The organism is Streptomyces sp. NPDC025651, from assembly GCF_055558735.1.
Map to the genome: position 1 here is coordinate 373,862 of NZ_JBVHLZ010000006.1, position 22,427 is coordinate 396,288.

Consider the following 22,427-nt stretch of genomic DNA (forward strand, 5'->3'; position numbering starts at 1 on the left):
CGGGGAGGCCGCCCGGTGAGCGAGCGAGGGGAGGCTTCGGATGAGTGACCTGCTGGGGGTGGCCGTGCTCGGGGCGGGCCACATGGGCGCCGACCACGTGCGCCGCATCGGCGAGACGGTGGGCGGGGCCCGCGTGGTGGCGGTCGCGGACCCCGACACGGCGCGGGCCGAGGCGGCCGTGGCGGGGCGTGCCGGGGTGTCCGTGCACCGTGAGGCACTGGCCGCGCTGAACGCCCCCGGCGTGGACGCGGTCCTGGTGGCCTCGCCGGAAGCCGCGCACGAGGAGGCCCTGCTCGGCGCCTGCGCCCGCGGCCTGCCGGTGCTCTGCGAGAAGCCCCTCACCCCCGATCCCGCCTCGTCGCTCGGGGTCGTGGAGGCGGAGGCCCGGCTGGGGCGCAGACTGATCCAGGTGGGGTTCATGCGCCGGTACGACGCCGAGTACGCGGCGCTGAAGTCCCTGCTCGACTCCGGGCAGTTGGGTCGCCCCCTGCTGCTGCACTGCCGTCACCGCAATGTCGCCTCTCCTGCGCACTTCACCTCCTCGATGCTGATCAGCAGCTCCGTCTCCCACGAGATCGACGCGGCGCGCTGGCTGCTCGGCCAGGAGATCACCGCGGTGACGGTGGTGCGGCCGACGCCGTCGGCACACGCCCCGCGGGACCTGCTCGACCCTCAGCTGGTGCTGTTCGAGACGTCCGGGGGCGCCGTCGTCGACGTGGAGGTCTTCGTCAACTCCGGCTTCGGGTACGAGGTGCGGTGCGAGGCGGTCTGCGAGCGCGGCAGTGCGCAGCTCGGGGACGCGCACGCGATGGTCGTCCGGACGGCGGGCCAGGCGCGGGAGGACATCGCGCAGGACTACGTCACGCGGTTCGCCGACGCGTACGACCGCGAGGTACGGGCCTGGGTGGCCGCCGCCCGGCAGGGCCGGGTCACGGGACCGAGCGCGTGGGACGGGTACGCGGCGGCGGCCGTGGCCGAGGCGGGTGTCGCGGCGCTGCGGGAGGGACGGCGCACCACCGTGGAGATGGCCGGGCGACCGGCACTGTACGAGTGATCATCGCCGTACGGCAGATCGCCGCCGTACGGCAAGATCGCGAGGCCCGTCACGGCCGCCAGTAGCCCAGCGCGTGGACGCGGTGCTTGGGGACGGACAGCTCCTTGCGTACGAACGAGGCGAGGGCCCGGGTCGTCGTCGTGTCGCAGGTGATCCACACATACGCGTACGCGGGGTCGCCGAGCAGGGCGGGCAGCGCGGACTTCACCTCCTGGACGAGGTGGCCCCCGGACGTGCGGCGCTCGACGGTGCGCAGGTCGTGGCGGTCCGGGTCGACGCGCAGGCCCGCCAGGTCGGCGTCGGAGCCGTGCTGGGTCTCGAACCAGATCGTCGCGGGGGTGTCCGGCAGCGCGGACAGCAGGGAGTGGACGGCCGGCAGCGCCGCGGTGTCGCCGATGACGAAGAGCCGCGCGGGCGCGGGTTCCGGCGCCTCGAAGCCCGTGCCCTGGAGCGTCGCCGCGATGGTGTCGCCCGGTGCGGCCTTGCGGGCCCACTCGCTGGCGGCGCCGTCGTGCAGCGCGAACTCCAGGCTGAACGTGCCGTTCTCCGGGTCGGGGTCCACCAAGGTGTACGCACGCTGGTGCGGCTTGCCGTCACGGTCGAACCAGAGCCTGACCCACATCGTGGGATGCACGCCGGTCTGCGCGAGCATCCCGCCGTCCGTGACGTGGATGCGCCGGTAGTGCTCGGTGACCTCCTCGGCGCCCGTCACGGTGAACTCGAAGTCCTTGCCGCGCATCAGCTTGAGGACGACGCCCTCCCAGCCATGCCCCACCGCGGATCCCTCCCCCTGAAAAAGACCATTTCCTTAGGGGAGCCTAACCTAATCGCGAGTGGCTCAGACACCACCGAGCAGACGGGAAAGCCCCTGGTCGAGGTCGAGGCCCTCACCCTCGCCGCCGTCGGGCACCACCGCGTACGACCGCATCAGGAAGCGGCGCAGCGCGACCTTGTCGAACTGGACCAGGGCCAGCCCCTGGTGCGAGTGGAACTCCATGACGGTCCGCGCCCGGCCGCACGGCCAGATGTGCACGTCGCCACTGCCCGCCGGGGCCGCGAGGCCGTCCTCCAGGAGCTGGCGGCCGAAGATCCAGGTGACCTCCACGCCGTCGAGCGACGCCTGCGAGGGGAAGGTGACCTGGACGGCCAGGGGGTCCGCGGCCGAGTAGCGCAGGACCACGGGGAGGGCACGCTCACGGCCCTCGGGGGTGATGAGGCGGGCGCGGGCGGGCTGTTCGAGGGTGACGGCCATGATCGAGCTCCACTTCTGCTGTTCCGGTTCTCGGGATTCCGGTCCGGTTCGCGAGGTTCCGGTTCGAGCCGGTGCACGGAATTCCGCCCCGGTCCGGCTCGACCCGGTTCGGTTCACGGGATTCCGGTTCGGGACTCCCATCCGTACGACCCCGCAGAGTGGGACGTCATTACGGCAACACACCGGGCAATCCATGTGACCTGCGCCACTCGCCTCTCATAAGTCCGACATTTGTCGCCTAGAGTTTCGAACTCGTCCGAACCCCCCGCAGTGGGAACGGGAGAGTGTCCTGCCATGACCGACGTCCCTGCCGACGTCCCCTCCGGCATATCCGCCGCACGGGCCGCCGACGCGACGGCCGACGCGATGGAGCCGACCGTCGCGCCCGTCCGTGTGCCCGTCACAGCGGACTACACACGTGTATTCGAGGAACAGCAGCCCCGCCTTGTCGCGTACGCACGTTCGCTCACCGGCAACGCCTGGGTCGCCGACGACCTCGTCGCCGAGGCCCACTTCCGGGTGTGGCGCAGGTTGTCCGCCGGGCACGAGATCAAGAACGTACCCGCGTATCTGATGACGACCGTGCGCCATCTCGCGGCGACGGTCGGCCGCGGGGCGGCGGGCCGGGAGACGCCCCGCGATCCACAGGCCCCCGAGGCCGTCTGGGTCACCGGGGCGACGGACTCCCCCTTCGGCGCGAGCGGCGAGAGCCAGGATCCGGCGGCGCGGGTGTCCTCCGTCGACCTCCTGACGCGGGTGCTCGGGCAGTTGCCCGAGCGGTGGGTGAAGGCGCTGTGGCTGGCCGAGGCCGAGGGGCAGCCCCTGGAGGCGATCGGGCGGCGGATCGGCGCCGGGCGCGGGGCCACGGCCGTGCTGCTGCACCGGGCACGCGAGGGGATGCGGCAGGCCTTCCTGCGGGCGCACCCCGGGACGCCCGAGAACCCGGCGTGCGAGACGCACTGGGACCGCATGCCGGGGCACATCCGCGGCGAGGCGTCGACGCGGCAGTCCGAGCGGCTCCTGGACCACGTCGGCGGCTGCGCGGACTGCCGGGCGCGGCTCGCCCTGCTGATCCGCGCCAACGACCGGCTCCCCGCCTTCGTCGGACCGGCCCTGCTGATCTTCGTCCTGGGCGGCGCGGGCAAGTTCCTGGTGCCGCTGGCCGCGGGGTCCGCGGCGGGCGCGGGGGCCGCGGCAGCCGGGTCCGGGGGCCACGGGGGCGGGCTGCTGCACGGGGTGAAGCACGTGCTGACCGGCGGCGGCAAGATGTCCGTCGCCGTGGCGGGGGCCGTCGGCGCGACCGTGGCGGGGGCCGCTGTCGCGGCGGGCCTCGTCCTGAGCGGGAACGGGGGGTCCGCCGCGCCGGAGCGGCGGGCCGCGGTGGTGGAGAGCGGGGTTGCGCAGCCGCCCGCGCCGCCGTGGCGCGCGGCGCCCGATGCGGGGGACACCGGGGGCGGGGAAGGTTCCCGGGGCGGGGAAGGCTCCGGGGACTCAGGCGGTTCCTCGTCACGGGAGGCGCCGGACGAGGCGGCCGGGCCGACGCCGGAGCAGGAGCGTCCGGCTCCGCGGCCGCCGGTGCCCGAGCGGCCTTCGCAGCCGGCGCAGCCCGCCGGGCCGGAGAACGCGCCGAGTCCCGCCTCGGAGGCGCCGGTCGCTCCCCCGGCGAGCCCGGAGCCGACGGATCCGGCGACGCCGACGCCGGTTCCCACGCCGACGCCGGTTCCCACGCCGACACCGACCCCTACTCCTACGCCCACTCCAACGCCGACACCCACGCCGACACCGACCCCGACCCCGACCCCGGTCGACCCGACCCCCGTGGAACCGACGCCGGTTACGCCCACGCCGGTGGATCCCACTCCGGTGGACCCCACCCCGACGGAGCCTCCGACCGAGCCCTCGACCGACCCCCGGCCACCGGTCTGCGAACCCTGGATCGGGCCGATCCACATCTGCCACTGGCCCTGAGGAACCGCCCCTCCGCCCGATGACAGGATGTGAACATGACGACGAACCAACCGTGGGCAGGACTGCACGGCGACCTGATCGCGGCGAGGACGCTGGTGTACGACACGAGTGGCTTCGCCTGCTCACGGCCGGTTCCCGAACCGGAGAGCGCCGAGTACGCGGCGTACGGATTCACGCTCGACGGACGGTCGGTCGCGTTCCGCGCGGCCAAGACCACCCCGACGAAGGCCGGCCAGTTCGTCACGGTGTGGCGGCGGTCCGCCGAAGGCCCGATCCGCCCCTTCGACGCCGCGGACGGGATCGATCTCGTCGTCATCAGCAGCCGTGACGACGACGGCTTCGGGCAGTTCGTGTTCCCGCGCGAGGTGCTGTGCGAGCGCGGCGTCGTGTCCCGGAACGGCTCCGGGGGAAAGCGGGGGTTCCGCGTCTATCCGCCGTGGGTGAGCACGACCAGCCGCCAGGCGGCCCGCACCCAGGCGTGGCAGGTGGACCACTTCCTGTTCCTCGGCAAGGGCGAGCCGCACGACGCACCCGTCGACCTGGCACGCGCCCGAGCGCTCTACCGGGCCTAGTTGGTCAGGAGTCAAAGGCCAAGTCAAAGGCCCTGGGTCCCCGGCCCTCGTCCCCGCACCCACCGACGGCCACCGCGCCGCCCTCGCCGCCGAGTTGCTCGCCACCGCGCACGCGGAGTACGCACGGCAGGGCCTGGCCGCGCCTCCGGAGTGCCACGTCTTCCTGCCTCCGGACTGGCGCGGGCGTCCCGACGTCGTCGCGTCGCCGGGCCGGCGCCGTGGGGCGCCTTCGGTACGCGTGGACGCCGCAAGCCGGTCTCCCTGAACCCGAGGCGTCGCGCCAGGTCGTCTTCCGCGCCGAGCCCGACGACGACGTGTACGTCGACCTCTTCCGCCCGGTCCTGACCGGCACGCTCGACGCCGCAGCGCGCAAGGAAGCCGAGCGGATCGGCGCCGGGGCCCAGGCACGTGGGGACGTCGCCTTCCACCCCGACGGCATGCCCGCGAGCGCTCCTGGCGGCGGATCGCCCGCACACCCGGCGGCGAGCCGGTCGGTTTCGTGCCCCGTCGCGCAAGCGGACCAGCCCGGTGATCGGCTGCCTCGGACGCGCGCGTGATCCGCGCCGACACCGATCTCACGAACACCCCCTGACCGCGGCCTCGACCGCGCGGGGTACCGCAACAGCGGCTGCCGTCTGGTGCTGTCGGCGCGCTGACCGTCCGGCCCGGCGGCACGCGGCCGTGCCGCTCCTCCCCCATGCGGCCCGCCCGCCCCCGATGCAGGATGGCTCCATGCTGCTTGCCCGGGTTGCGCACGTGTCCAAGGAAGTGGCCGCCACCTCGGCGCGGTCCCGGAAGATCGCCCTGCTCGCCGAGTTGTTCCGGGCCGCGGAGGCTGAGGACGTGCCGATCGCCATCCCGTATCTGTCGGGTCGGCTGCCCCAGGGGCGGCTCGGGATCGGGTGGAGCACGCTCAAGGACGCGGGGCCGCCCGCCGCCGAGCCGACGCTGACGGTGCGCGGCACGGATGCCGCGCTCACCGCCATCGGCGCGGTGAGCGGCAGCGGGTCGCAGGCCGAACGCAGGCGGCTCGTCGCGGAGTTGATGAGCGCCGCGACCGCCGACGAGCAGCGGTTCCTGTTCGGGCTGCTCACCGGCGAGGTCCGTCAGGGCGCGCTGGACGCGGTCGCCGTCGAGGGGCTCGCGGTGGCGACGGAGACGCCGGCGGCCGCCGTGCGGCGCTCGGTGATGCTCGCGGGGTCCGTCAGCCCCGTGGCCCAGGCGCTGCTGGCGCACGGAGCCGAGGCCCTGGACGACTTCCGGCTGACGGTGGGCCGTCCCGTCCTGCCGATGCTCGCGCACAGCGCCGCGTCCGTCGCCGAGGGCATCGAGAAGCTGGGGGCGTGCGCGGTCGAGGAGAAGCTGGACGGCATCCGCGTGCAGGTCCACCGGGACGGATCCGACGTACGCGTCCACACCCGCACCCTGGACGACATCACCGACCGGCTGCCCGAACTGACCGCAGCCGCGCTCGACTTGGCGGGCACGCACTTCATCCTGGACGGCGAGGTCATCGCGCTCGACGGCGCGGGGCGGCCCCGGCCGTTCCAGGAGGTCGCGGGGCGCGTCGGGTCGCGTGTCGACGTGGCAGCGGCGGCGGCCGAACTGCCCCTGTCCCCCGTCTTCTTCGACGCCCTGTCCGTGGAGGGGCGCGACCTGCTCGACCTGCCGTTCGCCGAGCGCCACGCGGAGCTCGCGGCACTGGTGCCCGAGCCGATGCGGGTGCGGCGCGTCCTGGTGGCGGATCCGCAGGACGAGCGGCAGCGCGGCGAGGCCCAGGAGTTCTTCGAGGCGACGCTGGGGCGCGGCCACGAGGGCGTCGTCCTGAAGTCGCTCGACGGCCCCTACAGCGCGGGCCGCCGCGGCGCGTCCTGGCTGAAGGTGAAGCCCGTCCACACCCTGGACCTGGTGGTTCTCGCCGCGGAGTGGGGCCACGGGCGCCGCACCGGCAAGCTCTCCAACCTGCACCTGGGCGCGCGGCGGGGCGACGGCACGTACGCCATGCTGGGCAAGACCTTCAAGGGTATGACGGACGCGATGCTGGCCTGGCAGACGGAGCGCCTCCAGGAACTGGCGGTCGAGGACGACGGCCATGTCGTCACGGTAAGGCCCGAGCTCGTCGTGGAGATCGCCTACGACGGCCTGCAGAAGTCCACCCGCTATCCGGCGGGCGTCACGCTCCGCTTCGCCCGCGTCGTGCGCTACCGCGAGGACAAGTCCCCTGAACAGGCGGACTCCGTCGAGACGGTCCTCGGTCGGCGTAACCCATGATCTTGTGCCGCGTTGGTTCCGACGTCATGAACCGACAGGACCCGGCGCCTCGTCGCGGGTCCGCGTAGAAGGCTTGAGGGTCGCTCGCCATGCACGACATCACCAAGAAGCTCGCCGCGTTCGTCGGGGCGGTCGCCGCCGCGCTCGGCTGTCTCATCGCCACGGGCCCCTCGGCGGTCGCCGACGGCAAGTGGTGCAACCACTCGGTCTGCATCGAGACGTACGACTCGGGCACCTACCTCGGCCGGGTCGAGGTGTCGGTCACCAACACCAACCAGCCGCACCGCATCAGCGCGCGTGTGTGGACCACCAACGGCTGGAGCGCCAACACCAAGACGGAGGACGTCGCCGCGTTCCGGACCTACCGGGACCAGGCGTACCCGCAGCGGCACTTCCCCGCGGGCACCCGGCTCTGCGCGGAGGGCTTCCGCGGCGGGTCGAGCGTGGGGCTCCCCTGCGTCACCATCACGGACTGACCCACCTGCCCGAAGCAGCGTTCCGCGGCCCCGCCATCGCGCGGGGCCGCGGCGCTTTCCCGCGCGATTTTTACCAAGCCTTGGCCCCGATAGGGTGACAACAGGGGAAGAAGATCATCCATCATCATCCATCGCGCAAGGGGAGAGCTGTGCCCGCTTCACGCCTCAGCCGTACGCCGCTTCCAGGCATCGGCATCCGGTACGACCTGACCACCCGAGAACAGCGGCGTCTGTCGGTGGTCGCGCACCGGGACGGAGCCCGGACGCTCAGCGCGTACCGCTCCGACGATCCGGACGCCTGCGCGCTGTCGATGCGGCTGAGTTCGGGCGAGGCCGACGCGCTGATCGATGCCCTGATGCCCTCCCACCACAGCCCGACGCTGCTGCACACCACCGACCTGGGGCTGGTCGCCGAGCGCGTCCTGCTGTCGGCCACGTCACACTGGAACGGACGCCTCCTCGGCGAGACGCGGATGCGGACCGAGACCGGCGTCTCGATCGTCGCGGTGCTGCGGCGTGCCGACGCCATTCCGTCGCCCGCCCCCGACTTCCGTCTGGCCGGCGGTGACACCCTCATCGTCATCGGCACGCGCGAGGGCGTCGAGACCGCCGCGACGATACTCGGGCGGGAGTGATCGCGTGCATTCCGCTGTCTTCCTGATCGAGTTCGGCGCGATCATCCTGGCCCTCGGCCTGCTCGGCCGGTTCGCCGGGCGCTTCCAGTTCTCACCGATCCCGCTGTATCTGCTCGCGGGCCTCGCGTTCGGCGAGGGCGGGCTGCTGCCGCTCGGCGCGAGCGAGGAGTTCGTCGCCATCGGCGCCGAGATCGGCGTCATACTCCTGCTGCTGATGCTGGGGCTCGAGTACACGGCCAACGACCTCGTCAGCAATCTCAAGACGCAGTACCCGGCCGGTCTGGTCGACTGCGCGTTCAACGCCCTGCCCGGCGCCGTCGCCGCGCTGCTCATGGGCTGGGGCCCGGTCGCCGCCGTCGTGCTCGCCGGTGTCACCTGGATCTCGTCGTCCGGCGTCATCGCCAAGGTCCTGAACGACCTGGGCCGGGTCGGCAACCGCGAGACCCCGGTCATCCTCAGCGTCCTGGTCCTCGAAGACCTGGCGATGGCGATCTATCTGCCCATCATCACCGCCTTGCTGGCGGGCGTCGGGCTCGCCGCGGGCAGCCTCACCCTCGCCATCGCGCTCGGCGCCGCGGGCATCGTCCTCTTCATCGCGGTCCGCTACGGACGGCTCATCTCGCGGTTCGTCTCCAGCGACGACCCGGAGAAGCTGCTTCTCGTGGTGCTTGGTCTGACCATCCTCGTTGCGGGCATCGCCCAGCAGCTGCAGGTGTCCGCCGCGGTCGGCGCCTTCCTCGTCGGCATCGCGCTCTCCGGCGAGGTCGCCGAGGGCGCGCACACGCTGCTCCTGCCGCTGCGGGACCTCTTCGCCGCCGTGTTCTTCGTCTTCTTCGGACTGCACACCGACCCCGCGAGCATTCCGCCGGTGCTCCTGCCCGCTCTCGCGCTCGCCGTCGTCACCGCGCTCACGAAGATCGCCACGGGGTATTGGGCTTCCCGCCGCGCGGGCATCTCCGTGAAGGGCCGCTGGCGGGCGGGCGGCGCGCTGGTGGCGCGCGGCGAGTTCTCCATCGTCATCGCCGGCCTCGCGGTCACCGCGGGCATCGAGCCGTCGCTGGGCCCGCTGGCCACGGCGTACGTCCTGATCCTCGTCATCGTCGGACCGCTGACCGCCCGTTACACCCAGCCCATCGCCGAGTACGTGGGCGGTGTGCTGGCCAAGCGGCGGGGTGCCGCCGCCACCGGGACCACGAAGGTGCCGGGGCCGCGGGAAGCGGTCGAGACGCTGGACGGCGTCGAGTCCGTGAGCGGCGTCGAGTCCGTGGGCGGACAGGACGCGGGCGACCGGTCGTAAGCGCCGTCCGGTCCTGCAGGGCAAAACCCTCGGGAAACAGCCGATCCACGGGCGGCGTGCGGGAGATCCTCCCCGTACGCCGCCCGGGCCGTTTCCGCGATCCCCGGCCCCATCGGACGCGGCGCCCACGAACGTGCCGCTGAGCGGTCTCCGATGCGCGCCATCCGGGCACTTCAGGCAACTTGGGGACTCGCCGTCGTCCACCGCACCGCCACCTGGCACGATGCTCCCCATGACCTCAGGGCCCGCCTTCCGCCTCGCGCGCGCCGCCGTGTTCGCGGCCGTGTGCGTGGTGGCGACCGCCCTGGGTCACTCGCTCATGTCCGCCGCACCACTGCCCTGGTGGGCGGTGGGGTACGCGTTCGCCGCCACGACGGCCGCCGCGTGGTGGCTGACCGGGCGCGAGCGCGGGGCGCCGACGGTCGTCGGCGCGACGGTCGCCGCGCAGCTCGCCCTGCACGAACTCTTCGGTCTGGCGCAGCGGATGAGCGGGGCGCCGGGCGGGCACGGGGCTCGCGGCGCGGGTGCCGGTGCGAGTGCTGACGCCGGCGCCGGCGCCATGCCGTCGCACGGCGGCGACGGCATGGACCACATGAACCACGCGATGCCGATGCCCGACCCCGCGATGCCCGCGGGCTCGACCGGCGGCATGTCGTCCGGTGCCATGCCGGACGAAGGCGTGTCCCACTGGATCATGTCCGTCTTCGGGCACAGCGACGTCGGCATGTTCCTCGCCCACGTCGTCGCCGCCCTGATCTGCGCCCTGTGGCTGTGGCGCGGCGAGGCGGCCGCGTTCCGTACCGGTCGCGCGCTCGCCGCGGCGTTCTTCGTGCCGCTGCGGTTCGTCCTCGCGATCCTGGTCGCGGCCCTTCCCCCGGCGCCACCGCACGTCGGCGCCCTCGTCCCCGTGCCGCGGCTGCGCGGGGTCCTTCTCCAGTACGTCGTCTCCCGCAGAGGTCCGCCGGTCCTTCCGGCCAGTTCCTGACACCGCCTCGCGCCCTTGTGGTGCCGGGCGGATTTTCGGCGTCCGCGCCGTCTTCCGAACTTCCTTTTCACCGAAGGACCTTTTGCGATGACTGCTGCCCTTTTGCGCTCACGACCCGGCGGGGACCTGACCCGCGACGAGCTGATCACCCAGTGGGCGCTGGCCGCCCGTGACGGCGACCCTGCGGCGTTCGAGCGGTTCGTGCAGGCCACCCGGCGTGACGTGTGGCGCTTCGTGGCCCACCTCAGCGGTGATCTGCACGCCGCCGACGACCTGACGCAGGAGACGTATCTGCGGGCCCTGACCGCGCTGCACGGATACGCCGCCCGCTCCTGCGCACGCACCTGGCTGCTCGCCATCGCGCGCCGCACGGTCGCCGACCGCTTCCGCTCGGCCGCGGCCCGGCCCCGCATCGCCGACACCGACGACTGGCAGGCCGCGGCGGAGCGTGCGCAGCCGCGCGGTGTGCCCGGGTTCGAGGAGGGCGTGGCCCTGCTCGACCTTCTGGAGACGCTGGACGCGCCGCGCCGCGAGGCGTTCGTCCTGACCCAGCTCGCCGGGCTGCCGTACGCGGACGCGGCGGCCGCCGTCGGCTGCCCCGTCGGCACCGTGCGGTCGCGGGTGGCGCGGGCCAGGGAACGGGTGAGCGAGTTGCTGCTCGCGGCCGATCACGTGGCATAGCGCTCACACCGGTGCCGGGGCCCTCGCGAGGAGGCCCCGGCACCGGCGGCGAAGGCCCCGGTCGCGGCCCCCGACCAGTGCGTTTAGCGTGGTGCGGGGGTGTCTGGAGGTCACCATGGACCGCGAAGCCGTACCGGCGCCGGAACCCGTGCCCGCGCCCGATCCCGTACGCGAGGCGGGTCCGCCGCCCGCCGTGCCGCACAGGGGTGGCGGTCGGCACGAGCATCGCTGGCTGATCCTCGCGGTGATCGGCATCGCCCAGCTCATGGTGGTGCTCGACGCGACGATCGTGAACATCGCGCTGCCCTCGGCCCAGCGGGACCTCGGCTTCAGTGACGGCAACCGCCAGTGGATCGTCACCGCGTACGCACTCGCCTTCGGCTCGCTGCTGCTGCTCGGCGGACGCGTCGCCGACCTGGTGGGACGCAAGGTCGTCTTCCTCGCCGGCCTCGGCGGCTTCGCGCTGGCGTCCGCGCTCGGCGGCGCGGCGACCAGCTTCTCCATGCTGGTGGCGGCCCGCGCGCTGCAGGGCGTGTTCGGCGCGCTGCTCGCGCCCGCCGCCCTCTCCCTGCTCACGACCACGTTCACCGATCCCCGGGAGCGCGCCAAGGCGTTCGGCATCTACGGCGCGATCGCGGGCGCGGGCGGCGCGGTGGGCCTGCTGCTCGGCGGCGTACTCACCGAGTACCTGGACTGGCGCTGGTGCCTGTACGTGAACCTGGCCTTCGCCGTGGTCGCCATGGTGGGCGGCGCGCGGCTGCTGCACGCGGGCGCCCCGCCGGACCGGCCCAAGCTGGACGTGCCCGGCACGCTGCTGGTGTCGGCCGGTCTGTTCTGCATCGTCTACGGCTTCTCCAACGCCGAGACCCACGCCTGGAGCGACGCGCAGACCTGGGGGTTCCTGGTGGTCGGCGCGGTGCTCCTGGTGGTGTTCGCGTGGTGGCAGACGCGCGCCGAGCATCCGCTGCTGCCGCTGCGGGTCGTCCTGGACCGGGACCGCGGGGCGTCGTTCCTCGCGATGTTCATCTCCGGCGCCGGCATGTTCGGGGTGTTCCTGTTCCTCACGTACTACCTCCAGCAGATCCTGGAGTACACGCCGGTCAAGACCGGTCTCGCCTTCCTGCCGATGGTCGCCGTGATGGTGGTGGCCTCGGTGGTGACCACCAACAACCTGGTGCCGCGGATGGGCGCGAAGCCGATCGTGCCGCTCGGCATGGCGCTGTCGGCCGTCGGCATGGTCTGGCTCACCGCCCTCGACGTGACCAGCGGATACGCCGCGCACGTGCTGCCGCCCCTGCTGGTCGCGGGCCTCGGCCTCGGCCTCATCTTCGCCCCGGCGATGAGCATGGCGACCGCGGGTGTCGCGGCGCACGACGCGGGGGTGGCCTCCGCGATGGTCAACACCAGCCAGCAGGTGGGCGGTTCGATCGGCACGGCCCTGCTGAACACGCTCGCCACCACGGCGGCGTCCAACTACCTCGCGGGCAAGCAGCCGACGCCCGAGGTACAGGCGCAGGCCGCCATGAACTCGTACTCCACGGCGTATTGGTGGTCGGCTCTCTTCTTCGCGATCGGGCTGGTCGTTACGGTCGTCCTGTACCGCAGAGGGGCGCCCGTCCCGACGGAGACGGGCGGCGGAGCGGTCCATATGTAGGCCCTGACACCGGCGGGGGTGCGGGCAGGCGGGACGGCACGGCAGGCGGGACGGTGCGATGGCTTCGAGTCAGGCCCCGGAGGCGGCTCCGGCTCCCGGCGCGGGAGGCGGTGTCGCGCTGTCGTCCGCGCGCGGGCGCTGGATCCTCGCCTGCGCGGTCCTGGCGTCCGGCATGGCCATGCTGGACGGCACCGTCGTCAACGTCGCCCTGCCGACGCTGGGCAAGGACCTCGACGCGTCCATCGGTGCCCTGCAGTGGGTCGTCAACGCGTACATGCTCACGCTCTCCGCGCTGCTGCTGCTCGGCGGCGCGCTCGGTGACCGCGTCGGGCGGCGGCGCACCCTGGTCATCGGGGTGGTGTGGTTCGCGGCGGCGTCCGCGCTGTGCGGCCTCGCGCAGGACGCCGGGACGCTGATCGCCGCCCGCACCCTGCAGGGCATCGGCGGCGCGCTCCTGACGCCCGGTTCGCTGGCGCTCGTCCGCTCCTCGTACCGTCCCGACGACCAGGCCCGCGCGGTCGGCGCGTGGTCGGGGCTCGGCGGTGTGGCGGGGGCGATCGGCCCCTTCCTCGGCGGGTGGCTCATCGACGGGCCGGGCTGGCGGTGGATCTTCCTGATCAATGTGCCGCTGGCCGCGCTGGTGCTGTTCGCGGTCCGGCACGTACCGGAGAGCCGCGACGAGGCGGCGGCCCAGCGGCCGTTCGACGTGACGGGCGCGTGCCTCGCGGCGCTGTTCCTGGCGGGCATCAGCTTCGCGCTGATCGGCGCTTCCGGTGACACGTCGACGGCCTCAGTGGTCCTGCCGGGCGTCCTGGGCCTCGCGGCGGGCGCCGTCTTCGTCGTGGTCGAGCACCGCAGACGCGACCCGATGCTGCCCCTCGAACTGTTCCGCTCCCGGCTGTTCACCGCGGCCAACGTGATGACGCTGTGCCTGTACGCGGCCATCGGCGGCATCCTGTTCCTGCTGCCGGTGCAGTTGCAGACGACGCTCGGCTACGACGCCCTGCAGGCGGGTACGGCGACGCTGCCGATCACCGTCCTGATGCTGCTGCTCTCGGCGTCCGCCGGTGATCTGGCACGGCGCCTGGGCCCCCGACTGCCGCTCGTCGCGGGGCCGTTGGTGGCGGCCGCGGGGGTGCTCCTGATGCTGCGGGTGCGGCCCGGCGCCGCGTACGTCACCGAGGTGCTGCCCGCGGTGGTCGTCCTCGGCCTCGGCATGAGCCTGTTCGTCGCGCCCCTGACGGCGACCGTGCTCGCCTCGGTGGACGCGGGGCGCGCGGGGCTGGCCAGCGGCGTCAACAACACGGCCGCGCGCATCGCGCAGTTGCTCGTGGTGGCCGGGCTTCCGCTCGCGGTCGGTCTGTCCGGCACGGCGTACGCGGATCCGTCCGCGCTCGACACCGCCTTCGGCAAGGCTGCCGTGGGCTGCGCGGCGCTCTTCGTCCTCGCGGCCGTCGCCGCGGCGGTGTTCGTCCGGCCGAGCCCCGCCTCCTGGCACCACGAGCGCGGGAACGCGCCGCAGTGCACGACGTGTCTGGGTGTGGACGCCCCGCCGTTGGAGCCCGGGGAGCGTGGTGGGAAGTGACTTTCGGCGGCGAGAAACATCGTCGCCGGTCCGGCCGAGCGGTTCAACACCCGCCCGACCAGACCGCGAGACGCTCCGGTCCGACTCAGTACTCGTTGAATTCCCAGAACGCCTTCTTGGTCGCCGGCCCGAACTGCCCGTCGACGGCAAGGCCGTAGGCGCCCCAGTAGTTCAGGTGCTTCTGCAGCCCCTTGATGGTCTTGGGTCCGACAATCCCGTCGACGTCGCCGCCCCTCAGCCCGAACTCCCTCTGGGCGGCCTTCCAACTGGCGGTGCCCAGCTTCCCGTCGATCGCGCCGGGGTTCTGGCCCCTGGTCTTCAGCCAGCGCTGCCAGTTCTTGGCCCGCTCTGTGTTCAGGCCGAGTTGGTTCACCGCGCTCGGCGCGACGTCCTTGGTGCTGACCGTCGTCTTCGCGGCCGGCGCGTCCGCCGCGAAGGCGGCGCCTGCACCCGCGATACCACCGGCGGCGATCCCGACGGCGGCCATGACGCTCACCAGCGTCCTCGCCGCAATATTCGGTCGCATTTTGTTCCCCCTACAGGTCGTTGGTCGTAGCACGCGGAAGTGACCTGATCCCTGATGAATCCGGCCGCAGAAGCGCACGACCAGAAAGCTACATGCCCGGAGAATCCGAGTTCATCAACCCTTGAGTTGACATTCACTCAACCTGGAGTTGGGGCCCGCCTCCATCCACTGCGGTAGTGGTGAAGGACGTACAACCCCCGCGGTATCCCAGAATACGGAATGAAAGACACCGGAATGGAAGAGACCGGAATGCAACAAACCGGAATTCAAGGTCCGCTCCCCTGTTGGGGCGTCTCACGCGCGCGGCGGGGGTGGGCATGGGGCCTCCCAGGGGGAGGGCGCGGTGCTCGGTCGCGGCCGCGTGCACCTCACGCTATGAGGCGGCCGCGTCGCGCGCATGCGCAGGCGGCGCGGGAGGGTGACACGGCGTACGCGGCCGTGTCCAGGGGGGACACCGCGGGCGCCGCCCCTCCACCGCCCACCGCGCGTCAACTCACCGTGTCGATCGTGCTTTTGATCAGTTGGACGCCTGTCCGGGGCACCCCTGCGCAGCCCTTATCGTGTACCGCATGTCCGTTCCTGAGCTCATCCGCATCGTCTCCCGCTCCTCCCCCATGGCTCTGGCCCAGGTGGAACGCGTACGCACGGAACTCGCCGCGCTGCATCCCGGCATCCGCACCGAGGTCGTGCCGGTCACCACCTCCGGGGACCGCTGGATGGGCGATCTGGCGGCGCTCGGCGGCAAGGGGGCCTTCACCAAGGAGGTCGACGCCGCGCTGCTCGCCGGCGAGGCGGACCTCGCGGTGCACTGCGTCAAGGACGTCCCCGCGGACCGGCCGCTGCCCGCGGGCACCACGTTCGCCGCGTTCCTCAAGCGGGACGACATCCGTGACGCGCTCATCCACCCGGGCGGGCTCACCCTGGACGAGCTGCCCGCGGGCACCCGCATCGGCACGTCCTCGGTCCGCCGCGTGGCCCAACTCGCCGCCTCCCACCCGGAGTTGCAGTGCGTCCCGATGCGCGGCAACGCGGGCCGCCGGCTCCAGAAGCTCGCCGCGGGCGACGCCGACGCGCTGCTGCTCGCCCAGTCGGGCCTGGAGCGCATCGGCCGTCCCGACCTGGCCAGCGAGGTCCTGTCGGTGGAGACGATGTGCCCGCCGATCGGCGCGGGGATCCTCGCGCTGCAGTGCCGCGAGGACGACACCACGACCATCGACGCGGTGACGGGGCTCGGCGACAAGGACGCTTGGCGGGAGGCGACGGCCGAGCGCATGTTCCTGCACGTACTCCAGGGACACTGCAACTCGCCGATCGCCGGGTACGCGCGTTCGGAGCGCAGTGGTGACCTGTCGCTGCGCGCCTGCGTGTTCACGCCCGACGGCAAGACGGTGCTCAACGCGCACGAGTGGGCGGGCCCGCTCGACCCGGCGACGCTCGGCACGTCGGTGGCCGTCGCCCTGCTGCGCCAGGGGGCACGCGAGTTGATCGACGGTATCGCGCACTGACCGTCGTTCCCGAGAGAGTCGGAAAGGAGTGGGAGAGGGGCACCCCTATCCGACGGCCCTCGCGGCACGGGGCAGCTGTGTCTACGGACCGATGCTTCCGTCGGATTCCCGCCGCCCCAGGGCCAGGTCCGTGAATTCCTGGCGGCTCCGCCGCATGTCCCGGGTCGCCTTCGCCATTCGCTCCTTGCTCCCGTCCGAGCGGCGCTCGTAGTTGGCCAGCACGTAGGCGTGCACGGCGTCCGCGTACGCCTCGGCGCCCTTGCACACCTGCTCGGGAGTGCGCGCGCCGTCGGTCGCGGCGAAGCGCAGGGCGGTTCCGGTCCGCCAGAGCTCGGATTTCAGCACGGTGGCGAGCCGCTGCGGCGTCCCGACCGTGGCCGCCAACCGCTCCAACTCGCGCATCGCCCCGTGGAACTCGGTGATGGCGTCCCGCACCGAGTCCCTGCCGCCCTGGTCCCCCGAGGCCGCCGTGGGAGCCGACATCCGCCGCTGCACCGCGAGCGTCACGGCGACGCCCACGAACACACCGAGCAGAGTTCCCCCAACGATCAGCCGCACCGCGGTCGTTGCATCCATGCTTCGGACTCTAGGACGACAGGTCCCGGGACACAGCCGGCTCGTCGTAGCGGCGAGACCGTCACTGGTGAGGGCGACTGCTTGGTGGGCGCGGAGGTTCGCGGGGCGACCAGGTGGAAGGCCCGCGCGATGTCACCCTCGGCCGGACCACCGCGCCCCCTCAACCGGCAGGCAGAGACCTGGACTTGCGCAGAAACCGTTGGCCCAGCGACGGGCGTGGGGGCCGCACCACGACGCGGCCGAAGCTCTTCGTGCCGACCAGTTCCACGCGCAGGACGACCGGCTCGCCGGAGTCCGGGGTCTGCCGCATTCTCACCTTGCTGTGCTCCATGACCAGGGCGTCGATGTCGACCGCGATGCCCGGTCCGGTGATCAGGGTCAGGTTCTTGCCCTGCATGTCCAGGTCGATCCGCAGCGTGTCCTGCGCGATCACCGCCTGGGTGAAGTCGAGCGTCACCTCGCACCACTGCAGCGCGAGCTCCAGCCTGCGCGGCACCACCCAGCGCCCCGTGCGTTCGACCGCGCCGAACTTCCGCTCGATCCGGACCACGTCCTTGACCGCCGCGAGGTCCACGCCGGCAGGGGCGGAGGCGGGCGGCAGGTCGGCGGTGAGCGGGGCCAGTTCGCCGAGGGTCCGCGCCGACAGGGCGACCTCCAGGCGTTCGTCCAACTCGTCCGGGGTCAGCAGGCCGTCCCCCGCCGCGACACGCAGTATCTCCACCACCCCGTCCCGGTCGGCGTGGGAGGCCCGCAGGCCGGGCGACGAGCCGGGGCCGGAGTGCTTCCCGGTGGGCGAGATCTCTCCTGACATGCTTCCGTCCTCGTCCCGTTGGAACACCTTCGCGCGATACGGCTGACGCAGCCGACCGCGCGACTGGAGGACTAACGCTATATCGCGACATGATTGCGGGCCAAGTCGGCTTCGAGCAGCAGGGGTTCGAGCGGGGGCGGGAGGGATTCGGGGGAAGGGCGCGTGCGGCCCTACAGGCCCACGTCCCGGCTGCGGATGTCCTCCATGGATTCGCGGCGGACGAGGAGACGGGCGCGCCCGTCGCGCACGGCGGCCACCGGCGGGCGGCCCACCAGGTTGTACCCGGAGGCCATCGACAGGTGGTAGGCACCGGCCACGGGCACGGCGATCAGGTCGCCCGGGCGTACGTCGTCGGGGAGTCGGACGTCCGCGGCCACCACGTCACCGGCCTCGCAGTGCCGTCCCACGACCGTCACCGGAGCCGGGGTCCCGCTGCCGCGCCGGCCGACGAGACGGGGCGCGTAGCGCACCCCGTACAACGCGGGCCTGGGGTTGTCGCTCATGCCGCCGTCGACGGCGACGAAGGTGCGGCCGCCCGTGTGCTTGACGGACACGACCCGGTAGAGCGCGACCCCGGCGGGTCCGGCGATCGCCCGGCCCGGTTCGATGATCAGGCGCGGCACGGTGAGCCCGGCCTCCGCGCACGCCTCGGTCAGTTCGGCGCGGACCGTGCGGGCGAGGCGGGTGAGGTCCATGGTCCGCTCGCCGGGGAGATAGGCGATGCCGTGGCCGCCCCCTAGGTCCAACTCCTCCAGAACCACACCGTGTTGCTCGCGCAGGCGGGCCATCAGGTCCACCATGCGGTACACGGCCGCGAGATACGGCTCCACGTCGGTGATCTGCGAGCCCAAGTGGCAGTGCAGGCCGGTCAGTTCGAGCTGCGGCTGGTCGAGGATGCGGGCGATGGCGTGCTGGGCGTAGCCGTCGGAGACGGACAGGCCGAACTTCTGGTCCTCGGTGCCGGTGCGGATCTTCTCGTGGCCGCCCGCGCTGATCCCGGGCACCACACGGACCATCACCTTCTGGCGCCCTTCGGGGCCGACCGCTGCGGCGATCCTCGCGATCTCGGAGGGGCTGTCGATGACGATGCGGCCGACGCCGTACGCCAGTGCCTGCCTCAGGTCGTGCGGTGTCTTGACGTTGCCGTGCAGGACGATCTTCTCGGGCGGGAACCCGGCGGCGACCGCGAGTTCCAGCTCCCCGGCGGAGCAGACGTCGAGGCCGAGGCCCTCCTCCTCCACCCAGTGGGCCATGGCCCGGCACAGGAACGCCTTGGCGGCGTAGTGGATCTCGGCCTCCGGGAAGGCGTCCCGGTACGTGCGGCAGCGGCGGCGGACCTCGCCCTCGTCGAGGACGTACACCGGAGTGCCGTAGAGGCCCGCGACCTCGGAGAGCGCCACTCCGCCGACGGTCAGGTCGCCGGGGCGTGGCTCGCCGGTGGAGGCGGGCCACACCGAGAGGTCCTCTGCGGTGGCCGTGGCGGCGCCGGACGCCGACCGCGCGCCGGACGGGGCGCGGAGCAACTGGTCGGCGTGCGCGAACGGGGCCTGCCGGGCGGGAAGTTCTGCCATGGGACACCTCGGTGGTCAACTGATGCGGTGGTGCTCGACGGTGAGCCGGGGCGCCGGTCACGGGACCGGCGACCGGGGGCCTGCCGAGGACGCTATGCCCGCAGGCCCCGGCCCCCCGTACCGTCCTGACGGGACGCTGACGCGGATCACGGCGACGCTGACGCGATGGTGACGGGGCCTCGGTGAAGGCGGGGTGGCCGGTGTCAGGGGTGCGCCAAGAAGTGGCGTGGGGGCTGGCCGCATCCGGGCCCGCGGGAGTGGGATGGGGCGATCTCACAGCCGCACGGCGCTTGGGCTGTTCGGCCTGCGGTCTTTTCCATGTGACGAGAACCGCCGAAGGGGCATCCGGAGGCGGCAGTTGACGGACGGGGAGGCGATGTCCGGTTCCGACGCGGCGCCAGCGGCGCGTGTCGTCCGTGTCGTGGTCGGGGTGAGCGGGTCACCGGGAAGCCGCGCGGCCCTGTGCCGGGCCGCCGCCGAAGCCCGCCACCGGCGGGCCGAACTCTGGGCGGTACTGGCCTGGCAGCCGCCCGGCGGCGAACTCGCCGCGCGCCGGGCCCCGGCCGCGCCCCACGCCGCCACGGACTGGGAGAACCTCGCCCGCACCACACTGCTCACCACGCTCCGCGAGGTGTTCCCCGACGGCCCGGGCATCCCTCTGAACGCCCTGCTGGCACGGGGCACGCCGGGCCGAGCCCTGGTGGAGACCGCCGACCGGGAGGACGACCTCCTGGTCGTCGGCGCCGGGCACCGCGGCCACCTGCACCGCGCGCTGCACCCGTCGGTGAGCCGCTACTGCCTCGCCCACTCCGACTGTCCGGTCCTCGCCGTCCCGCCGTCCCCGCTGGAGGCCGACCTCGCGGCCGCGCACCGCCGGAACATGTGGCGGCTGCGCCTGGACACCCGGCGCTTCGCCGAGGAGACGGCTCCGCCCGCCGCCTGAGAGCACCCTGCCAGCGCCCGGTGCAGCGGGAGCGCCGCGCACAGGACGAAGAGGCCGAAGAGCGTGATCGGCAAGAGCCCCACGGGACGGAGGAACGTGGTGGGTCGCGCCACGACCGCGTCCCAGGCGACGATCCAGTTGCCGGTCATGTCCGCGAGCATGACCGCCGCGGCGAGCAGCGGCCCGCCGGGGCGGCCTCGGACGATCAGGAGTGCGACGAGCGGATCGAGTACCAGGAGCGCGTGGAAGAGCAGTTGGACCGGCAGCGGTGCGTAGCCGTAGGCGTCCCAGCCTCCCTGCACGAGGAAGAACCCGTGCGCTCCCGCGCCTTCCAGGAATCCGGTCACGAACACCACGGCGGCGCACCGGACGAACACCGGTTGATCCCCCCATCGCATGACGATCACCCTAGCCCGCCGAGGCCGGCCGCGCGGTGGCGGCGATGGGAGTGAACAGGAGTGCCGCTGACCAGGAGCGAGGCTGTCACTCCGTGTTAGCCTCAGTCGTTTGCACGGTCGACGGCCCGTGATGACGCCCCCGGCTCCTCCGCGTCCGTCGCCCGACCGCCACGTCATCCTGCCGGGCCTTCCTCGGTACGTCCCCTACGGAAGGCTCGCCATGGCCCACCCGGACCCCACCAGCACCCCCCGAGACGGCTTCGCCGCACTGGATCTGCCGCCCGCGCTGCTGCGCACCCTGACCGAGCGGGGCGTGCGGGAGCCCTTCCCGATCCAGGCCGCCACGCTGCCGAGCGCCCTCGCGGGCCGGGACGTCCTGGGGCGCGGGCGCACCGGATCCGGCAAGACGCTCGCCTTCGGCCTGCCGCTGCTCGCGCGGACGGCGGGGCGGCGCGCGGAGCCGAAGCAGCCGCTCGCCCTGATCCTCGCGCCCACCCGGGAGCTGGCCCAGCAGGTCACCGACACCCTCACCCCGTACGCGGAAGCGCTGCGGCTGCGCGTCGCCACCGTCGTCGGCGGCATGTCGATCGGCCGGCAGGTCGCCGCGCTGCGCGACGGCGCCGAGGTCGTCGTGGCCACGCCGGGACGGCTGCACGACCTCGTCGACCGCAAGGCCTGCCGTCTGGGGCGGGTGCGGATCACCGTCCTGGACGAGGCCGACCAGATGTGCGACCTGGGCTTCCTGCCGCAGGTCACCGAGGTGCTCGACCAGGTGCGTCCCGAGGGTCAGCGCCTGCTGTTCTCGGCCACCCTGGACCGCGACGTCGACGGTATCGTCCGGCGCTACCTCCAGGACCCCGCCGTGCACGAGGTCGACCCGTCCGCGGGCGCGGTCACGACGATGGACCACCACGTGCTGGTCGTCCACGGCCCCGACCGGTACGCCGTCACGACGGAGATCGCCGCGCGCGACGGCCGCGTCCTGCTGTTCCTGGACACCAAGCACGCCGTCGACCAGCTCACCCGGCACCTGCGGGCCCACGGGGTGCACGCCGCCGCCCTGCACAGCGGCAAGGCCCAGCCGCAGCGGACCCGGACCCTGGCGCAGTTCAGGAGCGGCGCGATCACGGCGCTGGTGGCCACCGAGGTGGCGGCCCGCGGCCTGCACGTGGACGACCTCGACCTCGTGGTGAACGTCGACCCGCCCACCGACCCCAAGAACTATCTGCACCGCGCGGGCCGCACCGCCCGAGCCGGTGCGTCCGGCCGCGTCGTCACGTTGGTGCTGTCGGGCCAGCGCCGCGCGACGGCCGAGCTGATGGCCGAGGCGGGCGTCGAGCCGACCGTCACCAAGGTGCGCTCGGGCGAGGCGGAGCTGAGCCGGATCACCGGGGCCAAGGCGCCGTCCGGCACCCCGCTCGACGGCGCGCCCGCCACGGCCAAGGCCAAGAACCACAACGCCCCCTTCCGCGGCATCGGCACCAGCAAGGACGCCTCCCGCGGCGCCGGCGGCAAGTCCCGCAAGTCCGCCGAGGCGCGCAAGCTCGCCGAGGCCCGCAAGGCGGCCCGGACCCGCCGCGGCGGCTGACGGTCCGCCCACCGCCTCCTCGCCCCCCCGACCCAGCCTAAAGAGCACGTAAAAACGTGCGGTTATGCTGGGGCGTCTT

The 22,427-nt window shown here is 73.0% G+C and carries 21 protein-coding genes; 15 read left to right on the plus strand and 6 right to left on the minus strand.

Annotated elements, in window-relative coordinates; translation table 11 throughout:
• Window positions 1–40: 40 nt before the first annotated feature.
• Entirely contained in the window at window positions 41–1,054 is a 1,014-nt protein-coding gene (locus ACZ4D5_RS23305) for a Gfo/Idh/MocA family protein (protein ID WP_467774305.1), read from the plus strand.
• Between the two features lie 49 nt (window positions 1,055–1,103).
• Here ACZ4D5_RS23305 and ACZ4D5_RS23310 read toward each other — a convergent pair whose 3' ends face one another.
• Window positions 1,104–1,829 carry a siderophore-interacting protein gene (locus ACZ4D5_RS23310; RefSeq protein WP_467774306.1) on the minus strand — a complete coding sequence of 242 codons (726 nt, stop codon included), beginning with the start codon at window positions 1,827–1,829 and terminating at the stop codon, window positions 1,104–1,106.
• A 63-nt stretch (window positions 1,830–1,892) separates the two neighbouring features.
• Window positions 1,893–2,306, minus strand: coding sequence for an SsgA family sporulation/cell division regulator (locus ACZ4D5_RS23315; RefSeq protein ID WP_467774307.1), 414 nt, complete (start codon window positions 2,304–2,306; stop codon window positions 1,893–1,895).
• Between the two features lie 294 nt (window positions 2,307–2,600).
• Between ACZ4D5_RS23315 and ACZ4D5_RS23320 the strand changes: the two genes are divergently transcribed.
• The 11 genes from ACZ4D5_RS23320 to ACZ4D5_RS23370 all read left to right on the plus strand — a co-directional run bounded on the left by ACZ4D5_RS23320 (window position 2,601) and on the right by ACZ4D5_RS23370 (window position 14,430).
• Window positions 2,601–4,274 carry a sigma factor gene (locus tag ACZ4D5_RS23320; protein ID WP_467774308.1) on the plus strand — a complete coding sequence of 558 codons (1,674 nt, stop codon included), beginning with the start codon at window positions 2,601–2,603 and terminating at the stop codon, window positions 4,272–4,274.
• 35 nt (window positions 4,275–4,309) lie between these two features.
• Window positions 4,310–4,846 carry a MepB family protein gene (locus ACZ4D5_RS23325; RefSeq protein WP_467774309.1) on the plus strand — a complete coding sequence of 179 codons (537 nt, stop codon included), beginning with the start codon at window positions 4,310–4,312 and terminating at the stop codon, window positions 4,844–4,846.
• Between the two features lie 218 nt (window positions 4,847–5,064).
• On the plus strand, window positions 5,065–5,403 hold the full coding sequence (locus tag ACZ4D5_RS23330) for a hypothetical protein (RefSeq protein WP_467774310.1): 339 nt from the start codon (window positions 5,065–5,067) through the stop codon (window positions 5,401–5,403).
• A gap of 175 nt (window positions 5,404–5,578) precedes the next feature.
• Window positions 5,579–7,117, plus strand: coding sequence for an ATP-dependent DNA ligase (locus ACZ4D5_RS23335; protein WP_467774311.1), 1,539 nt, complete (start codon window positions 5,579–5,581; stop codon window positions 7,115–7,117).
• A gap of 89 nt (window positions 7,118–7,206) precedes the next feature.
• The gene (locus tag ACZ4D5_RS23340) at window positions 7,207–7,593 is read left to right on the plus strand and encodes a hypothetical protein (protein ID WP_467774312.1); all 387 of its coding nucleotides are present in this window, start codon (window positions 7,207–7,209) and stop codon (window positions 7,591–7,593) included.
• Window positions 7,594–7,742: 149 nt separating this feature from the next.
• On the plus strand, window positions 7,743–8,228 hold the full coding sequence (locus ACZ4D5_RS23345; RefSeq protein ID WP_362324138.1) for a cation:proton antiporter regulatory subunit: 486 nt from the start codon (window positions 7,743–7,745) through the stop codon (window positions 8,226–8,228).
• Between the two features lie 4 nt (window positions 8,229–8,232).
• A complete protein-coding gene (locus ACZ4D5_RS23350) occupies window positions 8,233–9,525 on the plus strand; it encodes a cation:proton antiporter (RefSeq protein ID WP_467774313.1) in 1,293 nt (430 codons plus the stop codon).
• A 232-nt stretch (window positions 9,526–9,757) separates the two neighbouring features.
• A complete protein-coding gene (locus ACZ4D5_RS23355) occupies window positions 9,758–10,510 on the plus strand; it encodes a hypothetical protein (RefSeq protein WP_467774314.1) in 753 nt (250 codons plus the stop codon).
• Between the two features lie 87 nt (window positions 10,511–10,597).
• Window positions 10,598–11,191: a sigma-70 family RNA polymerase sigma factor gene (locus tag ACZ4D5_RS23360; protein WP_467774315.1), complete on the plus strand. Its 594-nt coding sequence runs from the start codon at window positions 10,598–10,600 to the stop codon at window positions 11,189–11,191.
• 115 nt (window positions 11,192–11,306) lie between these two features.
• Complete coding sequence (locus tag ACZ4D5_RS23365) at window positions 11,307–12,845, plus strand: MFS transporter (RefSeq protein WP_467774316.1); 1,539 nt, start codon at window positions 11,307–11,309, stop codon at window positions 12,843–12,845.
• Between the two features lie 58 nt (window positions 12,846–12,903).
• Window positions 12,904–14,430 carry an MFS transporter gene (locus tag ACZ4D5_RS23370; protein ID WP_467774317.1) on the plus strand — a complete coding sequence of 509 codons (1,527 nt, stop codon included), beginning with the start codon at window positions 12,904–12,906 and terminating at the stop codon, window positions 14,428–14,430.
• A gap of 85 nt (window positions 14,431–14,515) precedes the next feature.
• On the opposite strand, the gene ACZ4D5_RS23375 is transcribed toward ACZ4D5_RS23370, so the two are convergent.
• The gene (locus ACZ4D5_RS23375) at window positions 14,516–14,956 is read right to left on the minus strand and encodes a peptidoglycan-binding domain-containing protein (protein ID WP_467774318.1); all 441 of its coding nucleotides are present in this window, start codon (window positions 14,954–14,956) and stop codon (window positions 14,516–14,518) included.
• A gap of 569 nt (window positions 14,957–15,525) precedes the next feature.
• On the opposite strand from ACZ4D5_RS23375, the gene hemC reads away from it, so the two are divergent.
• Entirely contained in the window at window positions 15,526–16,461 is a 936-nt protein-coding gene (gene hemC / locus ACZ4D5_RS23380; protein WP_467774319.1) for a hydroxymethylbilane synthase, read from the plus strand.
• Between the two features lie 81 nt (window positions 16,462–16,542).
• Here hemC and ACZ4D5_RS23385 read toward each other — a convergent pair whose 3' ends face one another.
• The 3 genes from ACZ4D5_RS23385 to lysA form a co-directional block, all read right to left on the minus strand.
• Window positions 16,543–17,037 carry a hypothetical protein gene (locus ACZ4D5_RS23385; protein WP_467774320.1) on the minus strand — a complete coding sequence of 165 codons (495 nt, stop codon included), beginning with the start codon at window positions 17,035–17,037 and terminating at the stop codon, window positions 16,543–16,545.
• Window positions 17,038–17,197: 160 nt separating this feature from the next.
• Window positions 17,198–17,848 (minus strand): DUF1707 SHOCT-like domain-containing protein, encoded by a 651-nt coding sequence (locus tag ACZ4D5_RS23390; protein ID WP_467774321.1) that lies wholly within the window; start codon window positions 17,846–17,848, stop codon window positions 17,198–17,200.
• Between the two features lie 170 nt (window positions 17,849–18,018).
• The gene (gene lysA, locus ACZ4D5_RS23395; RefSeq protein WP_467774322.1) at window positions 18,019–19,419 is read right to left on the minus strand and encodes a diaminopimelate decarboxylase; all 1,401 of its coding nucleotides are present in this window, start codon (window positions 19,417–19,419) and stop codon (window positions 18,019–18,021) included.
• 376 nt (window positions 19,420–19,795) lie between these two features.
• Here lysA and ACZ4D5_RS23400 point away from each other — a divergent pair, with 376 nt between their 5' ends.
• Window positions 19,796–20,362 (plus strand): universal stress protein, encoded by a 567-nt coding sequence (locus ACZ4D5_RS23400; RefSeq protein ID WP_467774323.1) that lies wholly within the window; start codon window positions 19,796–19,798, stop codon window positions 20,360–20,362.
• A 618-nt stretch (window positions 20,363–20,980) separates the two neighbouring features.
• Window positions 20,981–22,348, plus strand: a complete 1,368-nt coding sequence (locus tag ACZ4D5_RS23405; protein ID WP_467774324.1) for a DEAD/DEAH box helicase — start codon at window positions 20,981–20,983, stop codon at window positions 22,346–22,348.
• Window positions 22,349–22,427: the final 79 nt, after the last annotated feature.